This window comes from Aquibacillus halophilus, assembly GCF_009649745.1.
Classification (GTDB): domain Bacteria; phylum Bacillota; class Bacilli; order Bacillales; family Amphibacillaceae; genus Aquibacillus; species Aquibacillus halophilus.
Genome location: NZ_WJNG01000010.1, coordinates 1 through 22,263 on the forward strand (window position 1 = coordinate 1; position 22,263 = coordinate 22,263).

Sequence of the window (22,263 nt, forward strand, 5' to 3'; positions counted from 1 at the left end):
GTAGCATAATCTAAAACAAATATCAGTTAAGGATATGTTGGCTCTTCAAAAAAGATAATTATTGTAGGGTCTAATTTCTTATTGCCTTTTCACGTGAAGATTTTCATACAAAGAAAATTGAACTTTATTTTCGAGGAGTCGACTGCCCTCCGCTCCAATCATCAGATAAGCGGAGTTATTAACATTACTAGCGTTGTAAATACACTAAAACTCATAAAAAAATATAAACCTCTACGCAATGAAATTTTCAAATTAGTAAGTAGTAATATTTCACGAAATAAACTTTTCATGGAGTTCAGCTCACTTGAACAGAAGCTATTCTAAGCTGCTGATAAACACTCCCTTTCAATTAGAGCAATGTCCATGGAAACTTAATGATTATAGGTTTTTACTATCGCTAATCAGAACACCATTACTAGTGGAGGCAGAATACGTAGACTCCTATGGGAACAGCGCGTTCCGAAGACCCCGGAAGAATCGTTCTTTGATTCTGAGGAGGCTAAGGTCGTGCCCATGGAAAGCGAAGTATTCTGCCGAAACGGTAGTACAACACCGATTTAACTAGAGCGAAAGAAAGCAAATCAATGCAGTAGTTACGACGCATTTTACATCAATTACGAAGATAAAAAACAACAAAGCTTACGAAAAGAGCCAATTCAAAAAACATTCCTTACTTTTAAAAAGGAATGTTTTTTGAATTTATATCTCTACTTAAATGAATGTCTTACCCCAATCTGATGATCAATCGTCGTATCTAAACCACATCGGTGCGGATAATATTCTTTTGTATTGTTTCTTCTTCCTAGTTAGATCACTACTATGAATAAACAGTAGCGAGAATGCTTCCCATAAAAATACCCAACCACCAACGGTCAAGCCCAACAATACAATCTGGTTGAAAAATTCATTCTCAACAATATTCTGTAGATAATAAGATACTACTGTAAAGAGGAAAGAAGCTATTATGTAATAAAAAGATCGTTTCCTTCTATAGGAAAATTTTGTTTTTGTTATATATAGACAGTAGTTAAAATAATTACGAATTCCTCGTTCAATCTTCTTTTCTCTCTCTTCATCCTTCACCTGATTTTTAATATTAAAACGCAATACAATATCTTTACTTGAAGTTATATCGAACGAACATTCTTCTAAGAAAGATTTCAAACTTGAGTCAAGATCACGTATATTATATACGGATGAATCCCAGCTATTAAAAATATCATCATAATCTTTTAAAGCAATTTCTATTATATAATTCCCTGTCTCGGAGTCTAAAGTATAAAATTGGTCTAAGAAATTACGATTCATTGTTACCGCCCCCATCTAAGAATAATTAATAGTTTCTAATAGCTATTTCCATTTTTCAAGAATTTATATTTAACAATCTCAAGACTAACTCTCCTTCTATTCTCTCATAGATTAGTGTTTTTCAAAAAGCAAAAAGGATTAGCAGAGCTAATCCTTTTTGTTATGAAACGTTTCATTTAGATAAAAAGTAGTAAACTTAACGCCATAAGAGCCATTCCAGCAATCAATCCATAAATAGAAATATGTGCCTCATCGTATTTCTTTGCAGCTGGCAATAGTTCATCCAAGGATATAAACACCATTATCCCTGCAACCCCAGCAAAGATGATACCAAACATAACATCGTTTAAAAATGGCAATAAGAAGAAGTATGCCGCGATAGCACCTACTGGTTCTGACAATCCAGATAAGAATGACAGCTTAAATGCTTTTTTCTTATCACCTGTAGCAAAATAAATTGGAACAGAAACAGCAATACCCTCTGGGATATTATGAATGGCAATCGCGATGGCAATCGCGATACCTAGTGCCGGATCCTGCAATGCAGAAGTAAAAGTTGCAATCCCTTCTGGAAAGTTATGAATAGCTATTGCCAAGGCTGTAAAAGTACCCATCTTTAATAAATCTGGATCCTTTACAAATTTCTCAGGTTGGTTCATATCCTCGACCTTCTTCAACTCATGAGGGTTCCCCTGCTTTGGAATGAATTTATCAATCATCGCTATTAAAATCATACCACCAAAGAAACCTGCTACAGTCAACCATTGCCCAAGCTCATTTCCTACTGCACCAACAAGCGCAACTTGTGCCTTAAAGAAGATTTCAACCATCGAAACATAAATCATTACACCTGCTGAAAAGCCTAAGGCAAGTGATAAAAACTTTGTATTTGTAGAAGACGTGAAAAATGCCAAAATACTACCAACACCTGTAGCCAAGCCTGCCATTAATGTCAACCCAAAAGCAAATAGCAAATTTGCATCCAATATTCCCCACCCCTTATCTTCGTAAAAACTCACTTATTCTGTATTAATCGTCTATTCCATTTGTTGTTTGAATTTATTTATATGCACGAGTTTAAAAATGTTTCCTTAAGTAAACATTTTAAACTCATGGAAACTTAAATGTCAACATCTTCTTTTCTGAATCACATTTTATTTAACTACTGACACAATCCACAAGGATTTAACTCATCGTCATAGTGTGTTCACAATTAGAAATATTTCTGTGATTTAAATCACAAAAACGCTACTAAATAACTATTAAGCTTTAGATGAAAAGAAAAGGTCCGTTAACTAAATCAAGAAGAAACCATTCACACCTTATCTTTTCATTGATTCTCCCATTCATTCAAAAAAATAATGAGGTGATTGTGTTGAAGAAAGGTTATGTAGTGGTAGTCTTATTAGTTGGAACTATATTTTTATCTATGGCTGGTTGCTCAAGCTCTAATGACAGTAGCTTTGAGACAAAAGACGTTGACAATCACGTTCAAGCAGAAGAATCAGAAAGCGAAGTAATTAAACCGCATCAAGGTATAAATCAAGAACCAATTCCGTTGCAAATCAAACGTGATGGTACAGATGTATATGTTGAAATGACATCACAGATTACTGACATCGAAATACAAAAGGATAAACCTTACAAAGCATGGACATTTAATGGTGAAGCGCCAGGACCACTTGTTGTAGTAAACGAAGGTGACACTATTCACTTTACCTTAAAGAACATGGATCCTTCGATTCCACATAGTATGGATTTTCACGCAGTCCATGCAGCACCAAACAAGAAATTTGCTGATGTCATGCCAAACGAAGAAGATACATTCACATATCAAGCATCTTATCCCGGTGTGTTTATGTACCACTGTGGAACAGCTCCGGTGTTAAGTCATATCGCAAATGGAATGCACGGTACAATTATTGTTAAGCCAGCTGACGGCTATCCTACAGACAATGAAGTCGACAAAGAATATGTGATTATTCAAAACGAATGGTATAAATACAACGATTTGGATGATATGACTAATGGTGAACCTTCTCAGGTTGTGTTTTCAACAAAAGCCCTAGAGCAGGGGCAACCAAATACAAATGGCGTACTAAACAGCTTAAAAGATGAACCACTTCTTGCAAAGGTCGGAGATAAAGTAAGACTATATGTTAATAATGTTGGACCAAATGAAGTTAGTTCTTTCCATGTAGTTGGAACAGTGTTTGACGATGTTTATATTGATGGTAATCCTGCTAATCATATGAAGGGATTACAAACTGTAATGTTGCCTACAAGTGGAGGGGCAATCGTCGAATTTACTTTAAAAGAAGAAGGAATGTACCCGATGGTTACCCATCAGTTCAATCACGTGCAAAAAGGTGCAGTAGGGTTTATTAAAGTAACAGCAGATGGAAAGGATAATGACCTAGAAGCAGGAGAACATTAAAAGACCATATTTACCAACTAATCCCACGTATGTTAATTAACCATTTTAAAGAAGATAGGGTATATGTCAAAACTATTTTCACTATAAAGGTGGGGTCAAATGGATATAAACTCAGAAGATATGGTTAACTTTTTTGATGAATCGATTTTGGATTATAAAGAAGGTAGCACTCGTTTTAGAGAGAGATTACCTAAAATGACGCAAGCTTATTTTGATTTTACAGAAGCTTGTTTTCAAGAAGGTGCAATTGCCTCAAAAGAAAAACAGCTAATCGCTCTAGGTATTAGTATTTATTCACAAGATGAGTACTGCATTATGTATCATACAAAAGGTGCTATCGAGCACGGTGCTTCTGAAGATGAGATTATGGAGACAGTTGCGGTTAGTGCAGCTTTAGGTGGCGGAGCAGCTTTTTCCCAAGGTGTAACGTTAGCTATGGATACCTTTGATTACTATTCAAGTGTTGAACACTAAAACTTTCTCAAAGAAGTAGAAGCGATTTAAGTAGATCGCTTCTATTTCTATATGTATTTTAAAAACAAAAGCACCAAAGAAACCTCAACAAAACTTAGCTATCTAATCAATCGTCTAAATCATTATTAAGAAAAGTTTGCTTCGCTTCCCTTGATTGTTTATGTTCTTGTACCTCCTGTTGTTCTTCAATAAACTGACCTATTTTAGATCTATTAATACCGTTTCTTACAGCTGTTTCAATCACAAAATATAAAATTATTAACGAAATAATATAAAAAATGACTCCCATCTATTTCCCTCCTCATTTACTTAATGAAGCGTTCCTAGATTTTACCAACTTTGACTTTTTCGCTGACTCTTGAACAATAATCACAGCTAATATTACAAGAATTATTCCGAAGTATTGCCAATAATTCAATCTTTCTTGAAAAATAACAAAACTTGCTAACGACGCAACTACAGGTTCAACCGTAGCAATAATAGAAGCTTGACTTGATTCTACTCTATTTAAGCCAATCGTATAAAAGATGAATGCTAGCATTGTCGATAGAAACCCTAGACCAATTATGTATAACCATACTTCTAATGTTGAAAACAAGGGAAATACAGACCATAAATTACTAAAAGGTGTTATCGCAATCATTGCAAATAAAAAGGTATAAACAGTAACTGTTAACGAGTTATATTTCCTCAGCGCAAACTTTCCGAATATGCTGTAGAGCGCATAGAAAAAACCTGAGCCAAGACCAAGAATTAATCCGTAAAAAGAGATTGGTTCACTAGTAGCTGGAACTACACCAACTACAAACCCACACCCGATAAATGTTATTAGTAAAGCTAATAACTTGCGAACCGTAAATAATTCTTTAAATAGAAATCTTGCTATTATAGTGACAAATGCAGGAGCAGTATATAAAAGAATCGTAGCAATTGATATTGATGTTTCTTCCATTGCACTAAACAAGCACCAATTAAAAAGTACGATACTGAAAATACCAGTACCAATAAAATATTTACTGTCCGTTACCCTTATTTTTAACAATCGACGGTTTTTAAAAAACACATATACTACAAGAAAAATAGTGGCCGATATAGTACGAATTGCTACTATCTGAACTGATGTAAATCCAATTTCATTTAGATATGTAACAAAAACTCCAATGATTCCCCATAGAGAAGCTCCAAAAGCAATAAATAGGAATGCCATTTTTTTATTCATGCTTCACTCTTCAACTCCTTATACCATGCTACATCAGCTTACTAAGAGGTTACTTTATATTTCGCAAAAAATCTGTTTACTGTATTGAAATAAAAAGAAAAAGAGCCCATTGGCTCCGCTCCTGATTATTGCCCTACTCTTGATTTATCCTCAAACCCAATCTTTTTATGTGTTCCATCGCAGAATGGCTTATTACTTGAAGCTCCACATCTACATAATGAAAAGGCAGGCTTTGGATCATACACATTTCCATCAGCGTCTAGTAGCTCGACATCTCCTGTTATTCGTATTGAACCATTATCTTTTACTTGGATAGTTACTTTCTTGTTTTCACTCATTTTTAATCCCCTCCCCTTAAAGAAATTGTACCGATTGATGGATTCGATGTCTAGGATTAGTTCTCATGTCAAAGTATCCCCAGATGTGCATAAGCTACATCTACTCATTGTTATCCACGCACGAAAAGCAGTAAAGCGTATGATCTTCGTTTATCACACCATTTAGAAACCCATCTAGACAATAAATAACTCTTCTGCATTTTGCACATTCCCCAACTATTTCTTCCACGTATAGTCTCCTTTCCAACCTACATCGTTCATTGCTTTCCTCTATGTTACAATTAACGAAAAGTATTCAGGAGCGTATGTATGAATAAAAGTCTAGATCATATCGGTATTGCCGTTCGAGATATTGAAAATAGTCTTCAATTTTATCAAACAGTACTAGAAGCAAAACTCATCGATCGTTATCGAAGTGATGCAATAGGTGTAGAAAGTGAAATTGCCATTTTAGAAATAAACGGAGAACGAATAGAGCTACTTGCACCAACCAACAACACCACATCACCAATTGCACGTTTTATAAAACAAAAAGGAAAGGGTGTACATCATGTTGCCTATCGAGTAGAAAATTTAGATATGGCACTAGATGAATTAAAAGAGCAAGGCATTCGTGTTTTAGAAGACTCATTAAGAATAAATAAACATGGAAGACGACTTATCTATTTAAATCCTGCTGATACAGAAGGAACAATCATTGAATATTGTGATTATCCTAACTTTGGTTAACAAAAAAATAAAACCAGCATCTAAACTAATAAAGTTTTAGCTGCTGGTTTATTTAATAATTTATTACGCCATCCATTTCGGTGGTGTATCTTTTGCCCAAAAAACTTCCCCAATCGAATGGTGTTCCTCAAAATTATCATTCTTCAGGTGATAATGAAAATTGAACCAGTAACCATCACCAGGTCGGTTTTCACGTCTAACGTGGAATTTAGCTATATCTGTATTTGCTTTAAAATTGTATAAATGAAAAATCTTTTCTCCGTATCCTGCTGAAGGCTGTTCAGAAATTCCATAATACTGGAACTGTTCTTTTCCTGACTCCACTAAGATATCTCTAACAACTTGCTCAATGTGAGGGAGAATAGAAGTTGAAAAATCGTCTTCAACTTGCTTTGCAATTCTAGGCCCCATTTTTGAAATCGTCTGCTCTTTTGCTTGTTCAGTTATTATACCTATTAAATACTCATCTGTATCAATTTCTTCTTGTTCTGACTCATTTCCGATTTCAACTTCTGAAACAGGTGTAAATATATCATCATTGAAATTCGTTTTCGCAGAAACGATTTCATCATTATCGGCACTCGTGTCTAAATAAGTAGGCGGGATATATACCCCTAAAGCCATAAATGTAATTAGGACAACTGATATTTTTTTAATCCACAGCTTCATATGAATATCTCCCTTTTATGTACTTATTTTAAATTTTAACACGATATTTCAAAAAGTCTATAAAACTATTAATTTTTAATGTAAGCGTAATATTTAACTTATTAGCTTTACTACGAACTAGTTGCAAATTAGCGAAATAATAACGCCGTTCCTCTTCAATTTAGCCTTCGCAGTGGATATAAATAGCGTCGTAGCGTAGCTACTAGTTGATTTGCGCTTCGGGCAGTCGCTTTCCGCGGGCAACGCTTCAACTTCCTCGGAAGAAAACCGCTTCCTGTGGGATTTTCAGCTGTTGCTTTTCCCGCAGGAGTCGACTGCCCTCCGCTCCAATCACTATCTATTTAGTACAATAAAGAGAGAAGGATATAGTCCAAAACTAACGTATGTAGTTCTGAAGCTTAGAATAGGTTTGTGTTTAAATCTTCACATAGGGCTAGGCTTTAGGCTTTATCCTTCAATAATCAAAACACCACTACCAGTGTAGGCAGAATACGTAGACTCCTATGGGAACAGCGCGTGTCCGAAGACCCCGGAAGAATCGCTTTTTGATTCTGAGGAGGCTGAGGCCGTGCCCATGGAAAGCGAAGTATTCTGCCGGAACGGCATATAAGCATTTTACTTTAATTAGTGTCAGAGATAGAAGGTACTACTTCGTAGTTTATGGATACTCTGTCAAAACAACAATCTTTTGTAAAACAGCACAAACATAAAAGGCTGACCTTCTCGACTTAACGAGATGGCCAGACTTCTTAAATTAAATGTTATTCTCAATCCATCTCCAAGCATCGAATACCTAGCTTCGTTGCTTCTTCCAAACTGATAGTTCATAGGCTTCTATTTCAGCTGTTTCCTGCAACAAACTAGATAATGGTGATTGCCCACCTGATAAATTGCTAACAAGCTTTTCCCATCTCCCTAAGGATGGCATCACAATTTCCTCTGTTTTATTTGTTGGATTAACAAAAATTGCAATATCTTCCACTTCCCCAACTAGCATATATCCAAAAGTCGGATTAGGTGCGTGGATAATATGTAGTCGGTGTCGAATCTCTTTAGCTGAGTTTAGTCGTAATAAGCTATATTGTTTACGGAGTGAGATCAGAGCACGAACCCATTGAATATTCTCATTCTCTTTTCCTCTTTGTTGCCAATCCATTTGATTGATACTATCACCAGATATATAGCTATTTTCATCGCCATCTTTTGTTCTGAAGAATTCCTGACCTGCGTGTAAAAAAGGTACCCCTTGACTTAGAATTGTTAAGCCTGTTGCTAATTGGTGCATCCGCTTGCGATTTTGCTCGGTTGCATCCGGATTAGAAATTGTTAAACGATCAAATAGTGTATGATTATCATGACATTCCACATAATTTACCGATTGGAGTGGATTAGAAAAAATCTTGTTACCGAAGCGATCTAGACATGAGCCTGAAACCAACTGTGGCAACCGTTCGATATAATGTCCGTTACCATTAGCATAACCAACAGCATCTTGTTCAAATAGATTACCTTTTATTGAATCACGGAAGCTATCATTAAAAAAGCTCACTTCTAGCAGTTGATCAGACTGGGAATTAGTCGCCTTTTGGTGTGGTAAAAGCTGAGTATTAAGCTCCCATCCCTCTCCTAACAGTAGAATAGGTCTATCTTCCTGCAGACAACGGATACGAATCGCTTTCATCGTTTCAACATCAATGGCACCCATCAAATCAAACCGAAACCCATCAACGTTATATTCCCTAATCCAATAATCAATACAATCTAATATGAATTTACGAACCATTTTTCTCTCAGTCGCAATATCGTTGCCAGTTCCGCTTCCGTTACTAAGATTTCCATCTTTTTGATAGCGGAAATAATAACCTGGAACTAATTTTTCAAAAGCAGAGTCCTCATGAACAAAGACATGGTTATAAACAACATCCAAAATAATTGAAAGTTCTTCTTCATGAAAGGCTTGTATCATTTGCTTACATTCATTAATTCGTAGAAAAGGATTGCTGGCATCTGTTGAATAGCTTCCCTCAGGCACAAAATAAAATAATGGGTCATAACCCCAGTTATATCCTTCTTCTGGTTTTAATTCATCAACACGAGCAAAGTCTTGGATTGGAAGAAGTTGCACATGTGTACATCCAAGTTCTTTAATATAGGACAACCCAGTTGAAAAACCCTCTGAATTGGTTGTGTTTTTTTCTGTCAAACCAAGAAATTTCCCCTTATGCTTCACACCACTATCTGCAGAACTTGTTGCGTCACGAATATGAAGTTCATAAATGATGGCATCTTTTTTAGCTAACTTTGGATAGCTAACCGTTCGAAACCCACTTGGGTCTGTTGCTTTCAAATCTAGAACAACACTACGGCCACTGTTTGCTGTCATACCTTTAGCATATGGATCATTAACTTCCTGTTCATTTCCATTGACTGTTGCGACGAAGTGGTATTCGGAACGATCCCAGTTTCCTGCGACAATCGTGTGCCATACACCATTAGACTTTCTCCCCATTTCAACTCGGTAGTCCTGCAAAACTAAATAAATAGTTGTGGCAGTTGGTGCCCACACTGAAAAGGACGTTTTTGCTGGTGTGTAAACATACCCAAGTCGCTCGTCACTAGCATCATAAGTTTGATCAAACCAATCTGTCCGGACAACATCTCTGGGGAAAATAGGTATCTTGTTATCTCCCCAAAAAAGATAAGCTTCCTTACCAAGCGGAAAGCTGTTTTCCAAAGTAATTTTTGCAGTTTCCGAGTTTAGTAGTTCAGTAGATTGGATTGTTATCTCTTCACCAGCTACGTCAACGGCAGGATTTGTTTCCTTCAATCCCTCAAGTCCATTAAACTCGATAGTTAATTTGTTTTTTTCATCTATCCAAGCAATGGCATTTACCATAATAGATTCTTCATTCCTCTCGTATTTAGATAACTATTTAATATTTACAATTATACCCAACAATATACACTTTCAATCCATGACATGTTATACTTACATAGTAACAGAATAAAGAATTCATTGGGTAGCCGGGCATATTTCACTTCACCTATCAGAGCTTGATAACAGTGAGTTGTAGCGCCTTTTATTTTTCAACAAAATAGTCAGAATATTTTTACAATTATCGACAAAAAACAACAACGAAAGGAGCTCTTTATGTCGAATCGAGTCGCAGACCAAGACATCTTTCTTTTCCACCAGGGAACTCATTATCATAGCTACAAATTACTTGGCTGCCATATTAGTGAATGCAATGGAGAGAGTTGCCTCCGCTTTGCCGTCTGGGCCCCCCATGCATCGGCAGTAGAAGTAGCAGGTGATTTTAATAATTGGACAGGTAACAACTTTCAATTGGAACAAATTAATCAGGCAGGACTTTGGGTCGGTTGTTTCACTGGCATCGAGCTTAATACACCTTACAAGTATAGGATTACACCTAACCATGGCCCAGCTTTTTTAAAAGCTGATCCATACGCCTTCCAGGCAGAGCTTCGTCCACTCACTGCATCTGTGACTCCTTCTTCTGATAAGTATATGTGGGAAGATGATAAATGGGAAGCAAAAAAGAAAGAGTATCATCCCTACAAGGAGCCGATTCTCATTTATGAAATCCATTTTGGTACTTGGAAAACAAAAGAGGACGGTACCTATTATACGTATCGAGAGCTTGCGGGTGAATTAATCCCATACGTGAAAGAACTTGGGTACACCCATATTGAGCTACTACCTCTTGCTGAGCATCCATTTGATTTATCATGGGGCTATCAAATAACTGGGTATTATGCCACTACTAGCCGTTACGGCAACCGAAATGACTTCAAATACTTTGTTGATCAATGTCATCAAAATAACATTGGAGTCATTATGGATTGGGTTCCGGGTCATTTTTGTAAGGATGAGCAAGGCTTACGATTGTTTGACGGTGAACCATTATATGAATATAGCGATCCTAAAAAGGCTGAAAAACGATCCTGGGGAACGTTAACTTTTGACTTCGGTCGCCCTGAAGTTCAAAGCTTCCTTATTTCTAATGCGGTTTTCTGGTTAGAAGAATATCACATTGATGGCCTTCGGATTGATGCGGTTGCTAGTATGACTTCCTTAAATTTTGATATAGGGGACGATGAGGAACAGCTCAAGAACGGATTCGGAGGAGATGAAAACCTTGAAGCAATGGCTTTTATTAAAAAGCTAAACGAGGTTATCTTTAACTATTTCCCAACTGCTTTAATGATGGCAGAAGATAGTTCTGATCTTGCTGGAATTAGCAAGCCTACCTATCTTGGTGGACTGGGCTTCAATTTTAAGTGGGATATGGGTTGGATGAATGACATGCTCACCTATATGGAATATGACCCAGTCTATCGCAAATGGCACCATAATCTACTGACATTTTCTTCTGTGTACATGTATAGCGAGAATTTTGTACTCCCGTTATCTCATGATGAAGTCGTCCATGGTAAAAAATCCTTATTAAATAAAATGCCCGGGGATCAATGGCAGCAGTTTGCTAACCTAAGACTACTTTATGGTTATATGATGGTACACCCAGGAAAAAAACTATTATTTATGGGTGGAGAATTTGGTCAATACATCGAGTGGCGAGATCAACATGAACTTGATTGGCTCTTATTAGAATACCCAATGCACCGCGCATTATTTGATTATGTAAAGGAATTAAACCATTTTTATCTCGACCAATCTTCTCTGTACGCGCTTGACCATGAACCGGCTGGATTTCAATGGATTGATGCAGACAACATGGAGCAAAGCGTAATTGCTTTTAAACGAAAAAGTAATGATTCTTCAAAAGATTTACTCATCATTTGCAATTTCACACCTAATGTTTACTACGACTATAAAGTTGGAGTTACTTCTCCTGGAACTTATCAGGAAATATTCAATTCTGATTCTGCTTCCTATGGAGGTTCAGACCAGCGCAATACCGATTTACATTTCAGTATTCCAGATATATGGCATGGGCAGAACCAGCATATTAAAATAAAAGTTCCGCCACTCGCAATCTGTATTTTTAAACAAATCCCTGAAATCACAATTGAGGAGGAACAGATATGAAAAAAGAGTGCGTAACAATGCTATTAGCAGGAGGCGTAGGAACACGTCTAGGTTTGTTGACTAAAAATTTAGCCAAGCCTGCAGTGCCTTTTGGTGGAAGGTATCGCATTATAGATTTTGCGTTAAGCAATTGCCTGAATTCACACATGCACACCGTAGGAGTATTAACCCAGTACTCACCTCTAGAACTCCATAAGCATATAGGGGTTGGAAAGCCTTGGGATCTAGACCGGATGGAGGATGGTCTTACGATTCTATCTCCCTTCACTGAGAAAGACGGAGGCAGCTGGTACCTTGGTACAGCTGATGCTATCGCTAAAAATATGAATTATATTGAGGGTTATGATCCTGAATATTTAATTGTTATCTCAGGTGACCATATTTATCACATGGATTATGATAAACTGCTACAACACCATAAAGAAAAAGAAGCAGATGTTACGATTTCTGTTGTTGAAGTTCCATGGAAAGAAACATCTCGTTTCGGTATTCTTAACACAACTGAAAATCTAAGAATCTATGAATTTGAAGAAAAACCTAAAAACGCTAAAAGTAACCTAGCATCTATGGGTATCTATATTTTCAATTGGAAAGTTTTAAAGAATTATCTTGTGGAAGATGCAAAACTATCATCGTCCAATCATGATTTTGGACAGGATATTCTTCCTGCCATGATAGGAGATGACCGCCTCCTTTATGCTTATCGATTTGACGGTTATTGGAAAGACGTAGGGACTATTGAAAGCTACTGGGAAGCCCATATGGATTTATTGAAAGAAGATTTATCACTGTCGTTAAACAATAATGACTGGAGAACCTATTCTCATGACTCAAATTTCGCACCACAATTGATTGAGGATACTGCTGTTATTCAACATTCGTTAATCAATAATGGCTGTGTTGTTGCAGGGAGTCTTGATCACTCAATCTTGTTTGAAAATGTTGAGGTCAGTGAGGGTTCTGTTGTTAAACAATCAATATTGCATCCAGGAGTTTGTATAGGAAAGAATGTCCTACTAGACAGGGTTATCGTACAAGAAAATGTCACGATACCTGATGGCACAAAGATTGTAGCTAGTCGAGAAGAGGAACCAATTATAGTGTCTAGCCATAACTTGAAAGCTGTTCATTCATAGTGAATTCAATCAACACATACTACGTAGAAACCAGTTAGCGATTAATAATCTCGATAAAATAACATCAGTATCTTAGTAATCTATATCTTAACGGATAGCAAGATTAATAATTGTGGAGGGTTTAAAATGGACACAATGATGGGTTTAATAAATTTAGAGCACGAACATGATTTTTTAAATGAATTAACGTATTTTCGTTGCGGGGCTGCTGTTCCATTTGCAGGTCGTTTCAGAATGATTGATTTCACCCTTTCTAACATGGCAAAATCAAATATTAATGAAGTGGCAATATTCACTAGAAGTAAATATCGATCCTTAATGGATCACCTAGGCTCAGGAGCTGATTGGGACTTAGACAGGCGACACGGGGGTTTATTTATCCTTCCACCCGATTGGAACGATCCTACTGATATATCTAAAGGAGATCTAAGCCATTTTCATAATAACCGAGATTACTTTGAAAGAGGAAAATCGGATTATGTTTTAATTAGTGGAAGTCAGTTTATTTCTAACACTGTTTATCATAAGCTATTTCAACATCATCTTGAAACAGGTGCTGACGTGACATTGTTGACAACAACATACGAAGAATTACATCCAGAACATAATGCCTGTATAAAGGTTAAGGTTGACGAAGACGGCTCTGTCTTATCATTAACGAATGATGCCAAGAATCCACACGTCTTTTCTGGTGTATATGTTTTAAGAAAATCATTGCTGTTGGAATTAGTAGATGAATGTATAGCTAATTACAGTAACCATTTCTTTTTAGACGGTATTAAATCGAATCTTGATCGTTTAAACATCCAGTCCTATCATTATGACGGTTATAGTTCTATCGTTAATTCAGTTGATAGCTATTATCGACATAATATGGCTCTGTTAGATCGTAAATCATATAATAGCCTGTTTTCTAATGAAGAAAATGTGTTGACCAAAGTTGGTAATCAGGCACCAACAAAATATAGTGGATTATCAAAAGTGTCCAAATCACTTATTGCTACTGGCTGTGTAATTGATGGGCAGGTAGATAATAGTGTCTTATTTAGAGGCGTGAACGTTAGTGAAGGAGCTGTTGTTAAAAATTCAATTATTATGCAACGATGTAATATCGAAGCAGGAGCACACTTAGAAAATGTAATTATGGATAAAGATGTAACAATAACTAAGGGTCAAGTATTAAAAGGTGCAAAAGAGCAACCGTTTGTCATAGCGAAGAGAAGAAAAATATAAGGAGCGAATGTTGTTATGGGGAAAAAAATTCTATTTGTCGCATCAGAGTGTAGCCCTTTTGTCAAAACCGGAGGCCTTGCAGACGTAGTAGGTTCATTACCACAAGTGCTAAATAAAAACGAAAAAACTGATGTGAGAGTCATTCTTCCTCTTTATCAAGAGATAATTGAAAAATGGATGGATCAGATGGAGTTAGTCACATCTGTCCTTGTACCAGTAGGCTGGAGAACTCAGGAAGCAAATATTTACCAATTAACACATAATGGCACCCATTACTATTTTATTGGAAACGACTATTATTTTGCTCGTAGAGGTGTTTATGGCTACTACGATGATGGTGAACGATTCGTCTTTTTCTGTCATGCAGTAATTGAGGCATTACCTGTATTGGACTTTAAACCAGATATCCTACATGCCCATGATTGGCAGGCTGGCTTAGCAGTAGCATTTGCAAAAATTTCAGAACCAGTTAAAAATATGAAAACGGTATTCACTATACACAACATCAAGTACCAAGGGATTATTCCAAGGGATGCGTTTGAAGAACTATTCAACATACCACTAGAGCACGTCGGTGGTCTAGAATGGAACGGTCTTTTAAATTGCATGAAGAGTGGTATATTTCATGCCGATAAGATTACAACAGTAAGTCCTACCTATGCCGAAGAAATTAAGACCCCTTACTACGGGGAAGGCTTGCATTCAATTTTTGCAGATCGACAGAATGATTTAATTGGGATCATCAATGGAATTGATTTGGATGAGTACAATCCAATGACAGACCCGCATATTTCGTCAAACTATAAGTATTCGAGGATAAAGAAAAAGGAAAACAAGGAAATCCTCCAAGAAAGGCTTGGCTTACCAGTGGATTCTGACAAGCCTTTATATGTAATGATTACTCGTTTAGTCGAACAAAAAGGACTACATTTAGTTCAAAGTATTCTCGACGAGTTCTTACAGGAAGATATTCAATTTGTTTTGCTGGGTACTGGAGATTACGAGTTTGAAAATTATTGTTACCATGCGGAAGAACGTAATAAAGGAAAATTAGTGTCCTATTTAGGTTTCGATGAGGGACTTGCGAGACAAATTTATGCAGCAAGTGATTTTTTTGTAATGCCGTCTCTGTTTGAACCTTGTGGATTATCACAATTGATTGCTCTTCAATATAAAGCAGTACCAATTGTTAGAGAAACTGGTGGACTAAAAGACACGGTAACTCCTTTCGATGAAGTCAATCTTACTGGTAATGGATTCAGCTTTGCCAACTATAACGCGCATGAGTTGTTATATGCATTAAGGTATTCTCTTGAAACCTATCATGATCCAGATAAGTGGGCTGCCCTAATCAAAAATGTTAATAAGAGCAACTTTAGTTGGAATGAATCGGCTCGAGAATATGCTAATCTGTATCAATCACTGGATGAATCTCTTCATAATGCATAAAAGTCATATTAAATAAAGTAATTTCATAAGATAGCTTGGTAAAATACAAGCAAAAACTACCATCAATGAAAATACTCATTGATGGTAGAACGTTTAGGTTATCGAATTGATACTTTAATACAGAGAAAAAAATCAACTCGATTAAGACGAGGAAAAGTTTCCGCTATATGGAAAGAAGGAGTGAATGAGCGTTGACGAAATGGACTGTTGATGAATTTATTCAAGCAATTAGTAGCAAAACAGAAGAAACACAGGGAAAAACAATTGAAAATGTGTCGTTAAACGATGTATATTATGCCGTCAGCGCTATTGTTAATGAAGAAATCAATAGTAGCTGGACTACCACAAATGAAAAGTATCAAAAAAAGAAACCAAAACAAGTCTATTATTTATCGATGGAGTTTTTGATTGGTGGGTTACTTGAAAGTAATTTGCTAAATAGTGGTATGTGGAAAGTTTGTAACGAGGCACTCGAGAAGCTAGGATTTGATCCCGTTGAGATATACCGGCAAGAACGTGATCCTGGTTTAGGAAATGGCGGTCTAGGACGTTTAGCAGCGTGCTTTTTAGATTCAATGGCATCACTACAATATCCAGGTCATGGTTATGGAATACGATATCGCTACGGAATGTTTGAACAACGGTTTATTAATGGTTATCAAACAGAACTTCCGGATTATTGGTTGAAAAATCCTTATCCGTGGGAAAGAAGAATAGATGACGAATCCGTTCAAATTGAATTTGGCGGAACGGTTCATATGTTAAAACGAAATGATGGATCGCTCGAATGTAAGTATGAAAATACCGATAAGGTACTTGCTGTACCATATGATGTTCCAGTAGTAGGTTATCAAAATCAAGTGGTTAATACCCTTCGTTTATGGAGCGCTGAGCCTGTGTCATCTATCGATGAAGAAAATACCGACGAATACTACCATCAACTTGATCACAATCGCTCGATTGAACAAATTTCTGGGATTCTTTATCCTGATGATTCAAGCGAGGAAGGAAAACGATTACGTGTCAAACAGCAGTATTTTCTCGTCGCAGCTAGCTTAAAAAAGATTGTCAACGAGTATAAATTAAACGTACGACAATCGTTAATTCACTTACCTAAAAAAGTGGTCATCCAAATCAATGACACTCATCCAAGCTTAGCAATTCCAGAATTGATGAGAATGTTAATGGATGATGAGGGATTTGGATGGGATGTTGCATGGAACATCACAACAAATGTTTTCGCCTATACCAACCATACTATTTTAAGTGAAGCACTTGAAAAATGGCCAATCGACATGATCAAGTCCCTTCTCCCTCGATTGTACATGATTATTGATGAGATAAACGAGCGTTTTTGTCAGGGGATTTGGTTTGATCATCATGACCTTCGCGATAAAATACCAGAAATGGCGATAATTGCTGATAACCAAATTCATATGGCACGACTAGCAATAGTAGGAAGCTTTAGTGTTAATGGTGTTGCTAAACTACACACTGAAATTATAAAAACACAAGAAATGAAGGACTTTTATAAGTTATATCCAAAACGTTTTAACAATAAGACAAACGGCATTACACACAGGCGCTGGCTGTTAATGGCTAATCCTCGGTTATCCGATTTAATTACCGAAACAATTGGGCCTAGTTGGATAAAGCATCCAAGGGAGCTAACTCATTTGCTTCGTTATACTAAGGACCGCCCATTGTTAGAAAAACTTGGCCAGATAAAACAGCAAAACAAGCAAGACTTGGCCCAGCACATCCACAAAACAACTGGTATTGTTGTCGATGATCAATCTATTTTCGATGTGCAGATTAAACGATTGCATGAATATAAACGGCAACTACTTAATATATTTCATGTAATTTATCTATATAATGAATTGAAAGAAAATCCTCAATTAGAAATTACGCCTAGAACATTTATTTTTGGTGCTAAGGCTGCACCTAGTTATTACTTTGCTAAAGAAGTTATTAAGCTAATTAATACAGTAGCTTCCATTGTTAACAATGATCCTAGTATAAAAGGAAAAATAAAGGTGGTTTTTCTTGAAAACTATAACGTTAGTCTTGCCGAAAAAATAATACCAGCTGCTGATTTAAGTGAACAAATATCAACAGCCGGTAAAGAAGCATCAGGAACTGGGAATATGAAGATGATGATGAACGGTGCCCTAACAATCGGCACACTTGATGGAGCCAATGTTGAAATTAAAAATTTAGTTGGTAACCCGAATATTTTCATCTTTGGTTTACGTTCTCAAGATGTTTATAACTATTATCAAAACGGTGAGTATAGCGCCAACGGAGTCTATGAAAATGATGAAAGAATCAGCCAGATACTACATCAGTTAAGGGATGGAACGTTTGGTCAGCAAGATATAGAGTTTAAGGATATTTATTACCACATCCTTTCTACCAACGATCCTTACTTTATTCTAGAAGACTTTGATAGTTATGTAGAAACTCAACAGCTAGTTGATCAAGCATATCGCAACAATAATAAATGGCTATCGAAAAGTCTTGTGAACATTGCTCATTCAGGAAAGTTTTCAAGCGATCGAACGATTCAGGAATATGCTACTGGAATCTGGAGGATTAAGAAACAAACATAGTTAGAAACTGTTACGACTCCATTCATAATGGAGTCGTTTTTCTTATACAAAAACTGTTTTTAACAGATTGTTTTTTTTGACGCAATATCCATAGACTCCGCGTAACTTTTTTTAAATTTATTTCTACACTCTTTTCCTTAATCGACTGCTATGTTGATTTGCGCTCCGGGCAGTCGCTTTCCGCCGGCACGGCTTCAGCCTCCTCGTGCTGCGCACTGTGGGGTCTCATCTATGCCTTTCCATCCCGCAGGAGTCTCTGTGTATTCCCTCCGTTGGGATCGTTTCGTTGTTAGATTACTACATTAAAACAAGTAACCTTGAAGATTACACAGGACTAGAATTAACTTCCTGAACCACACACTCACAAAGAAAATTGAACTTCATTTTCAAGGAGCGTACGTATTCTGCTACACTGGTAATAGTGTTCTGATTATCGAAGGATGAATCCCATCGTTCTAAGTGCACTGGATTTTATCTTCTTGAACACAAAGCTATTTTAAGATGTTGAACCACACTTTGGTAAGTTTTCCGCTATATCCGTCTTTTTTCATTATTGTTGTAATAAGATGATGATTGGAGCGGAGGGCAGTCGACTCCTGCGGGAAAAGCGACGGCTGAAAATCCCGCAGGAAGCGGTATTCTTCCGAGGAAGTTGAAGCGTAGCCCGCGGAAAGCGACTGTCCGAAGCGCAAATCAACTAGTAGCTACTTTACGACGCAATTTTCATCAACTCCGAAGACTAATTCTGGAAACATAACTTGAAAATCCATAAATCCATATACCTCAATCCACAGTTGAAGATGAACAACTTCTTCTAGCTTACTTGCTTCAATTCTGCCTTTGCTTTACGTTCATCTAACTCCGGTGTAATAACAAAATAAATCCAGGTACCTAGCAACCCTATAACTGTTATGATTATAGACATTACTATGGAAGATAAATAGGAACTTATAGTAATAGTAATGGAAGCAATTAACATACCAAGATTAAATTTTAATCCGTTAAATGCCATATATGCACTCCTAGCATCATCTGGAGGAATAGCTGCCATATACGATTGCTCAACTGGAACACGAAACACTTCTCCGATTGTTAATATAATCATCATAATCAGCAGCAACCATATGCTATTCGAGTAAGAAATAACCGCATATCCGATTGTAAATAATAAGCAACTAATGACAAGCATTGGTCTGTCTTTAAAACGACCGGATATTCTTGTTACAAATAGAGCCAATAGCGCAACCATGATTGTGTTCTCGCTACGCAAGAAACCCATCATTTTCACACCATCAATCTCCCAAAACAAAAACTGTTGTTTGGGCATCTCATCGCTAAGACGAATCCCAATGTAGTTGGTTAACTGGAACTCCATTGACATGATTAGAACACCACCAATGACAAATAGAACAAATAAACGATCCTGAAGCACTCGTTTATAACTAGAAAAAATTCGCAACACATGTTGAGTTGCTGTATAACTTAATTTGTCATCTGGCACATAACTTTCCTGTATCAATACGGCAACCATAAAAACAACAATAGCTCCGACAACACTTAGTACGATAAAAAGTTCAAACAGGTAGTCTTGATACAAAAAGGCTCCGATAATACCACCTATTGCAATTGAAAGGTTATTCGCCCAGTACATAATTGAGTACATCAGTTTACGCTGATTCGGGGTACTAACATCAATTAACATGGCTTGATTAGCAGGACCAGCTAATGCCCAACAAACACTATTAACCGTCATCATTAAGAAGGTTACTGTAGGAGATTCCAACCATGGAGAGTTACAAATCATCATTGTCAAGAATGCCATGAACCGTAACACTTCAGCGAAAAGCATAATTTTCCTTCGTCCAAACTGATCTGCAAAATAACCTCCTATAAAATTGACACCTATTCCAACTAGTACGTTGAATATTAGTAGTAATCCGGCAACCTTGGCCCCAAAATAGTAGGCTAAATAAATTGCCATAAATGGAAAGATCATACTTCCGACAAACCGACTTATAAACGATTCGATAATCCGAATTTGTATATTTCTATGAAAATCTCGAAACCTCATTCCTTGTCCCACTTTCTTTTATGTAAAAAAAATATTGAGAAGTAATTATATACCTATTTTGATAAAGAAGGGGAACTTTCACTTAAATTAATTGAAGTCTGCAAATTACATGTTAATTCAATGGGCATGCTAAAAAAGAAATAATCTTTTTATTAGATTTAAGATGCCACTACATTTATTACTAGACAAATAAAAGGAATTAGGGGTTTCTGCATCGTAACATGGATCTGTAAATCGACCCTATTTCTGTGTTTTTCAAGCAATTCTATATAAATGAAATTTGACAAATAAAATATATTCTATAATATTAAGTTTGTAAAATAAATATTTAACGTTCTAAATATTTTTATTTATTGAAACGAAAGGAATGACTATATGGTAACAACATGAGCTAAAAGACACAGAGAAATTCATGAATGTTTCGGGGTTTCATTGGAAAGATAACTTGTACGAATTAACAAGTTAGTTAAATTATTGTTTTAACCAATCCATTCTATTGGATATAGGACACTAACAACTTCTTGCTTAAGTAATTAACCAGAAATTGAGCATCCTAGTTAAAAAGAGACAACATAAAAATTAAAAAGTGAGGGTAATTATGAATTTATTTAAAGGAAAGTCTATACTATTACTTCTATCCCTAATTATTGTATTAGCTGCTTGTGGTAATAACGAGAACAATGAAAATGGTGAAAATGCTACAGAAACAGAAACGGAACAGAAATCAGTTCATATGGGACAAATAAACTGGGCTGAAAACATAGCTGTTACAAATATGTGGAAAGTTATACTAGAAGACAGAGACTACGATGTCAAATTTAGTGTAATTGACATGGGAACGACAATGAAAGCCTTGGAAAATGGCGAACTTGATCTTAGTCTTGAAATATGGTTACCCGTTCAAGATGCCAATTACTACGAGACTTACAAAGATGATGTTAACTTCTCTGAAGAAGTTTGGTATGACAACGCAAAGGTTGGTTTAGTAGTTCCAGCTTATATGGATCAAATAAATAGCATTGAAGATTTAAATGAACATAAAGAACTATTTGAAAGTCAAATTACTGGTTTTGATCCTGGTGCCGGAACTATGGAGGTTACTGAGGATTTGATTGAAGAATATGAGTTGGATTTCGAACTAATTCCAAGTTCTGAACCGGCTATGTTGACTGCAATCGGAGAGGCTATTAAAAATGAAGAAGCTATTGTTTCTCCACTATGGAATCCACATAGAATCTTCGCAGAACATGACCTAAAGTATCTTGAAGATCCTAAGAATGTTTATGGTGGTATTGAAAAAATTCACCATGCAACTAGACACGGCTTCGAGGAAGACTTTCCAGAGTTTAGCCAATGGTTGAAAAATTGGAAGATGACAGATGACCAAATTGGTACACTAATGACTGAAGTAGAAGCAGCAGAAGAACCAATTGATGGTGCAAGAGTATGGGTGGAAGAAAATCAAGATTTAATTAACGAATGGATTAACGAATAACAAAATGCTAAAGTAAGGC

17 protein-coding genes are annotated in these 22,263 nt (G+C 36.4%); 9 read left to right on the top strand and 8 right to left on the bottom strand.

Annotated elements, in window-relative coordinates; genetic code table 11:
* Nucleotides 1–741: 741 nt before the first annotated feature.
* Entirely contained in the window at nt 742–1,308 is a 567-nt protein-coding gene (locus tag GH741_RS12430) for a hypothetical protein (RefSeq protein ID WP_153737120.1), read from the bottom strand.
* A 176-nt stretch (nt 1,309–1,484) separates the two neighbouring features.
* Complete coding sequence (zupT, locus tag GH741_RS12435; RefSeq protein ID WP_153737121.1) at nt 1,485–2,294, bottom strand: zinc transporter ZupT; 810 nt, start codon at nt 2,292–2,294, stop codon at nt 1,485–1,487.
* A 386-nt stretch (nt 2,295–2,680) separates the two neighbouring features.
* Between zupT and GH741_RS12440 the strand changes: the two genes are divergently transcribed.
* Nucleotides 2,681–3,745: a multicopper oxidase domain-containing protein gene (locus GH741_RS12440; RefSeq protein WP_420809402.1), complete on the top strand. Its 1,065-nt coding sequence runs from the start codon at nt 2,681–2,683 to the stop codon at nt 3,743–3,745.
* Between the two features lie 99 nt (nt 3,746–3,844).
* Nucleotides 3,845–4,219, top strand: coding sequence for a carboxymuconolactone decarboxylase family protein (locus GH741_RS12445; RefSeq protein ID WP_153737122.1), 375 nt, complete (start codon nt 3,845–3,847; stop codon nt 4,217–4,219).
* A gap of 106 nt (nt 4,220–4,325) precedes the next feature.
* Here GH741_RS12445 and GH741_RS12450 read toward each other — a convergent pair whose 3' ends face one another.
* From GH741_RS12450 to GH741_RS12460, 3 genes are all read right to left on the bottom strand, one after another.
* Nucleotides 4,326–4,508: a DUF6019 family protein gene (locus GH741_RS12450; protein WP_153737123.1), complete on the bottom strand. Its 183-nt coding sequence runs from the start codon at nt 4,506–4,508 to the stop codon at nt 4,326–4,328.
* A gap of 12 nt (nt 4,509–4,520) precedes the next feature.
* A complete protein-coding gene (locus GH741_RS12455) occupies nt 4,521–5,438 on the bottom strand; it encodes a DMT family transporter (RefSeq protein ID WP_153737124.1) in 918 nt (305 codons plus the stop codon).
* Nucleotides 5,439–5,563: 125 nt separating this feature from the next.
* On the bottom strand, nt 5,564–5,776 hold the full coding sequence (locus GH741_RS12460; RefSeq protein ID WP_153737125.1) for a CDGSH iron-sulfur domain-containing protein: 213 nt from the start codon (nt 5,774–5,776) through the stop codon (nt 5,564–5,566).
* 309 nt (nt 5,777–6,085) lie between these two features.
* On the opposite strand from GH741_RS12460, the gene GH741_RS12465 reads away from it, so the two are divergent.
* Entirely contained in the window at nt 6,086–6,505 is a 420-nt protein-coding gene (locus tag GH741_RS12465; RefSeq protein WP_153737126.1) for a VOC family protein, read from the top strand.
* 63 nt (nt 6,506–6,568) lie between these two features.
* Here GH741_RS12465 and GH741_RS12470 read toward each other — a convergent pair whose 3' ends face one another.
* Together GH741_RS12470 and pulA are read right to left on the bottom strand one after the other, a co-directional pair.
* The gene (locus GH741_RS12470; protein WP_153737127.1) at nt 6,569–7,174 is read right to left on the bottom strand and encodes a YpjP family protein; all 606 of its coding nucleotides are present in this window, start codon (nt 7,172–7,174) and stop codon (nt 6,569–6,571) included.
* 793 nt (nt 7,175–7,967) lie between these two features.
* Nucleotides 7,968–10,070: a type I pullulanase gene (gene pulA / locus GH741_RS12475; protein WP_153737128.1), complete on the bottom strand. Its 2,103-nt coding sequence runs from the start codon at nt 10,068–10,070 to the stop codon at nt 7,968–7,970.
* A 255-nt stretch (nt 10,071–10,325) separates the two neighbouring features.
* Between pulA and glgB the strand changes: the two genes are divergently transcribed.
* The 5 genes from glgB to GH741_RS12500 all read left to right on the top strand — a co-directional run bounded on the left by glgB (nt 10,326) and on the right by GH741_RS12500 (nt 18,678).
* A complete protein-coding gene (gene glgB / locus GH741_RS12480; protein ID WP_153737129.1) occupies nt 10,326–12,245 on the top strand; it encodes a 1,4-alpha-glucan branching protein GlgB in 1,920 nt (639 codons plus the stop codon).
* Nucleotides 12,242–13,381: a glucose-1-phosphate adenylyltransferase gene (locus GH741_RS12485; RefSeq protein ID WP_153737130.1), complete on the top strand. Its 1,140-nt coding sequence runs from the start codon at nt 12,242–12,244 to the stop codon at nt 13,379–13,381. Before glgB ends, GH741_RS12485 begins: the two co-directional genes overlap by 4 nt.
* Before the next feature lie 126 nt (nt 13,382–13,507).
* Nucleotides 13,508–14,614 carry a glucose-1-phosphate adenylyltransferase subunit GlgD gene (gene glgD, locus GH741_RS12490; protein ID WP_153737131.1) on the top strand — a complete coding sequence of 369 codons (1,107 nt, stop codon included), beginning with the start codon at nt 13,508–13,510 and terminating at the stop codon, nt 14,612–14,614.
* Nucleotides 14,615–14,629: 15 nt separating this feature from the next.
* A complete protein-coding gene (gene glgA, locus GH741_RS12495; RefSeq protein WP_153737132.1) occupies nt 14,630–16,063 on the top strand; it encodes a glycogen synthase GlgA in 1,434 nt (477 codons plus the stop codon).
* Nucleotides 16,064–16,254: 191 nt separating this feature from the next.
* Nucleotides 16,255–18,678, top strand: coding sequence for a glycogen/starch/alpha-glucan phosphorylase (locus tag GH741_RS12500; RefSeq protein ID WP_153737133.1), 2,424 nt, complete (start codon nt 16,255–16,257; stop codon nt 18,676–18,678).
* An 814-nt stretch (nt 18,679–19,492) separates the two neighbouring features.
* On the opposite strand, the gene GH741_RS12505 is transcribed toward GH741_RS12500, so the two are convergent.
* The gene (locus GH741_RS12505; protein ID WP_153737134.1) at nt 19,493–20,749 is read right to left on the bottom strand and encodes an MDR family MFS transporter; all 1,257 of its coding nucleotides are present in this window, start codon (nt 20,747–20,749) and stop codon (nt 19,493–19,495) included.
* A 598-nt stretch (nt 20,750–21,347) separates the two neighbouring features.
* Between GH741_RS12505 and GH741_RS12510 the strand changes: the two genes are divergently transcribed.
* Nucleotides 21,348–22,244, top strand: a complete 897-nt coding sequence (locus tag GH741_RS12510; RefSeq protein ID WP_153737135.1) for a glycine betaine ABC transporter substrate-binding protein — start codon at nt 21,348–21,350, stop codon at nt 22,242–22,244.
* Nucleotides 22,245–22,263: the final 19 nt, after the last annotated feature.

Bases quoted from the DNA above. Each gene is read 5' to 3' on its own strand.
- GH741_RS12460 (WP_153737125.1), bottom strand. From the start codon at position 5,776: ATGAGTGAAAACAAGAAAGTAACTATCCAAGTAAAAGATAATGGTTCA.
- glgA (WP_153737132.1), top strand. From the start codon at position 14,630: ATGGGGAAAAAAATTCTATTTGTCGCATCAGAGTGTAGCCCTTTTGTC.
- glgD (WP_153737131.1), top strand. From the start codon at position 13,508: ATGGACACAATGATGGGTTTAATAAATTTAGAGCACGAACATGATTTT.
- GH741_RS12465 (WP_153737126.1), top strand. From the start codon at position 6,086: ATGAATAAAAGTCTAGATCATATCGGTATTGCCGTTCGAGATATTGAA.
- GH741_RS12455 (WP_153737124.1), bottom strand. From the start codon at position 5,438: ATGAATAAAAAAATGGCATTCCTATTTATTGCTTTTGGAGCTTCTCTA.
- GH741_RS12430 (WP_153737120.1), bottom strand. From the start codon at position 1,308: ATGAATCGTAATTTCTTAGACCAATTTTATACTTTAGACTCCGAGACA.
- GH741_RS12510 (WP_153737135.1), top strand. From the start codon at position 21,348: ATGAATTTATTTAAAGGAAAGTCTATACTATTACTTCTATCCCTAATT.
- GH741_RS12485 (WP_153737130.1), top strand. From the start codon at position 12,242: ATGAAAAAAGAGTGCGTAACAATGCTATTAGCAGGAGGCGTAGGAACA.
- pulA (WP_153737128.1), bottom strand. From the start codon at position 10,070: ATGGTAAATGCCATTGCTTGGATAGATGAAAAAAACAAATTAACTATC.
- glgB (WP_153737129.1), top strand. From the start codon at position 10,326: ATGTCGAATCGAGTCGCAGACCAAGACATCTTTCTTTTCCACCAGGGA.
- GH741_RS12445 (WP_153737122.1), top strand. From the start codon at position 3,845: ATGGATATAAACTCAGAAGATATGGTTAACTTTTTTGATGAATCGATT.
- GH741_RS12450 (WP_153737123.1), bottom strand. From the start codon at position 4,508: ATGGGAGTCATTTTTTATATTATTTCGTTAATAATTTTATATTTTGTG.
- GH741_RS12470 (WP_153737127.1), bottom strand. From the start codon at position 7,174: ATGAAGCTGTGGATTAAAAAAATATCAGTTGTCCTAATTACATTTATG.
- GH741_RS12505 (WP_153737134.1), bottom strand. From the start codon at position 20,749: ATGAGGTTTCGAGATTTTCATAGAAATATACAAATTCGGATTATCGAA.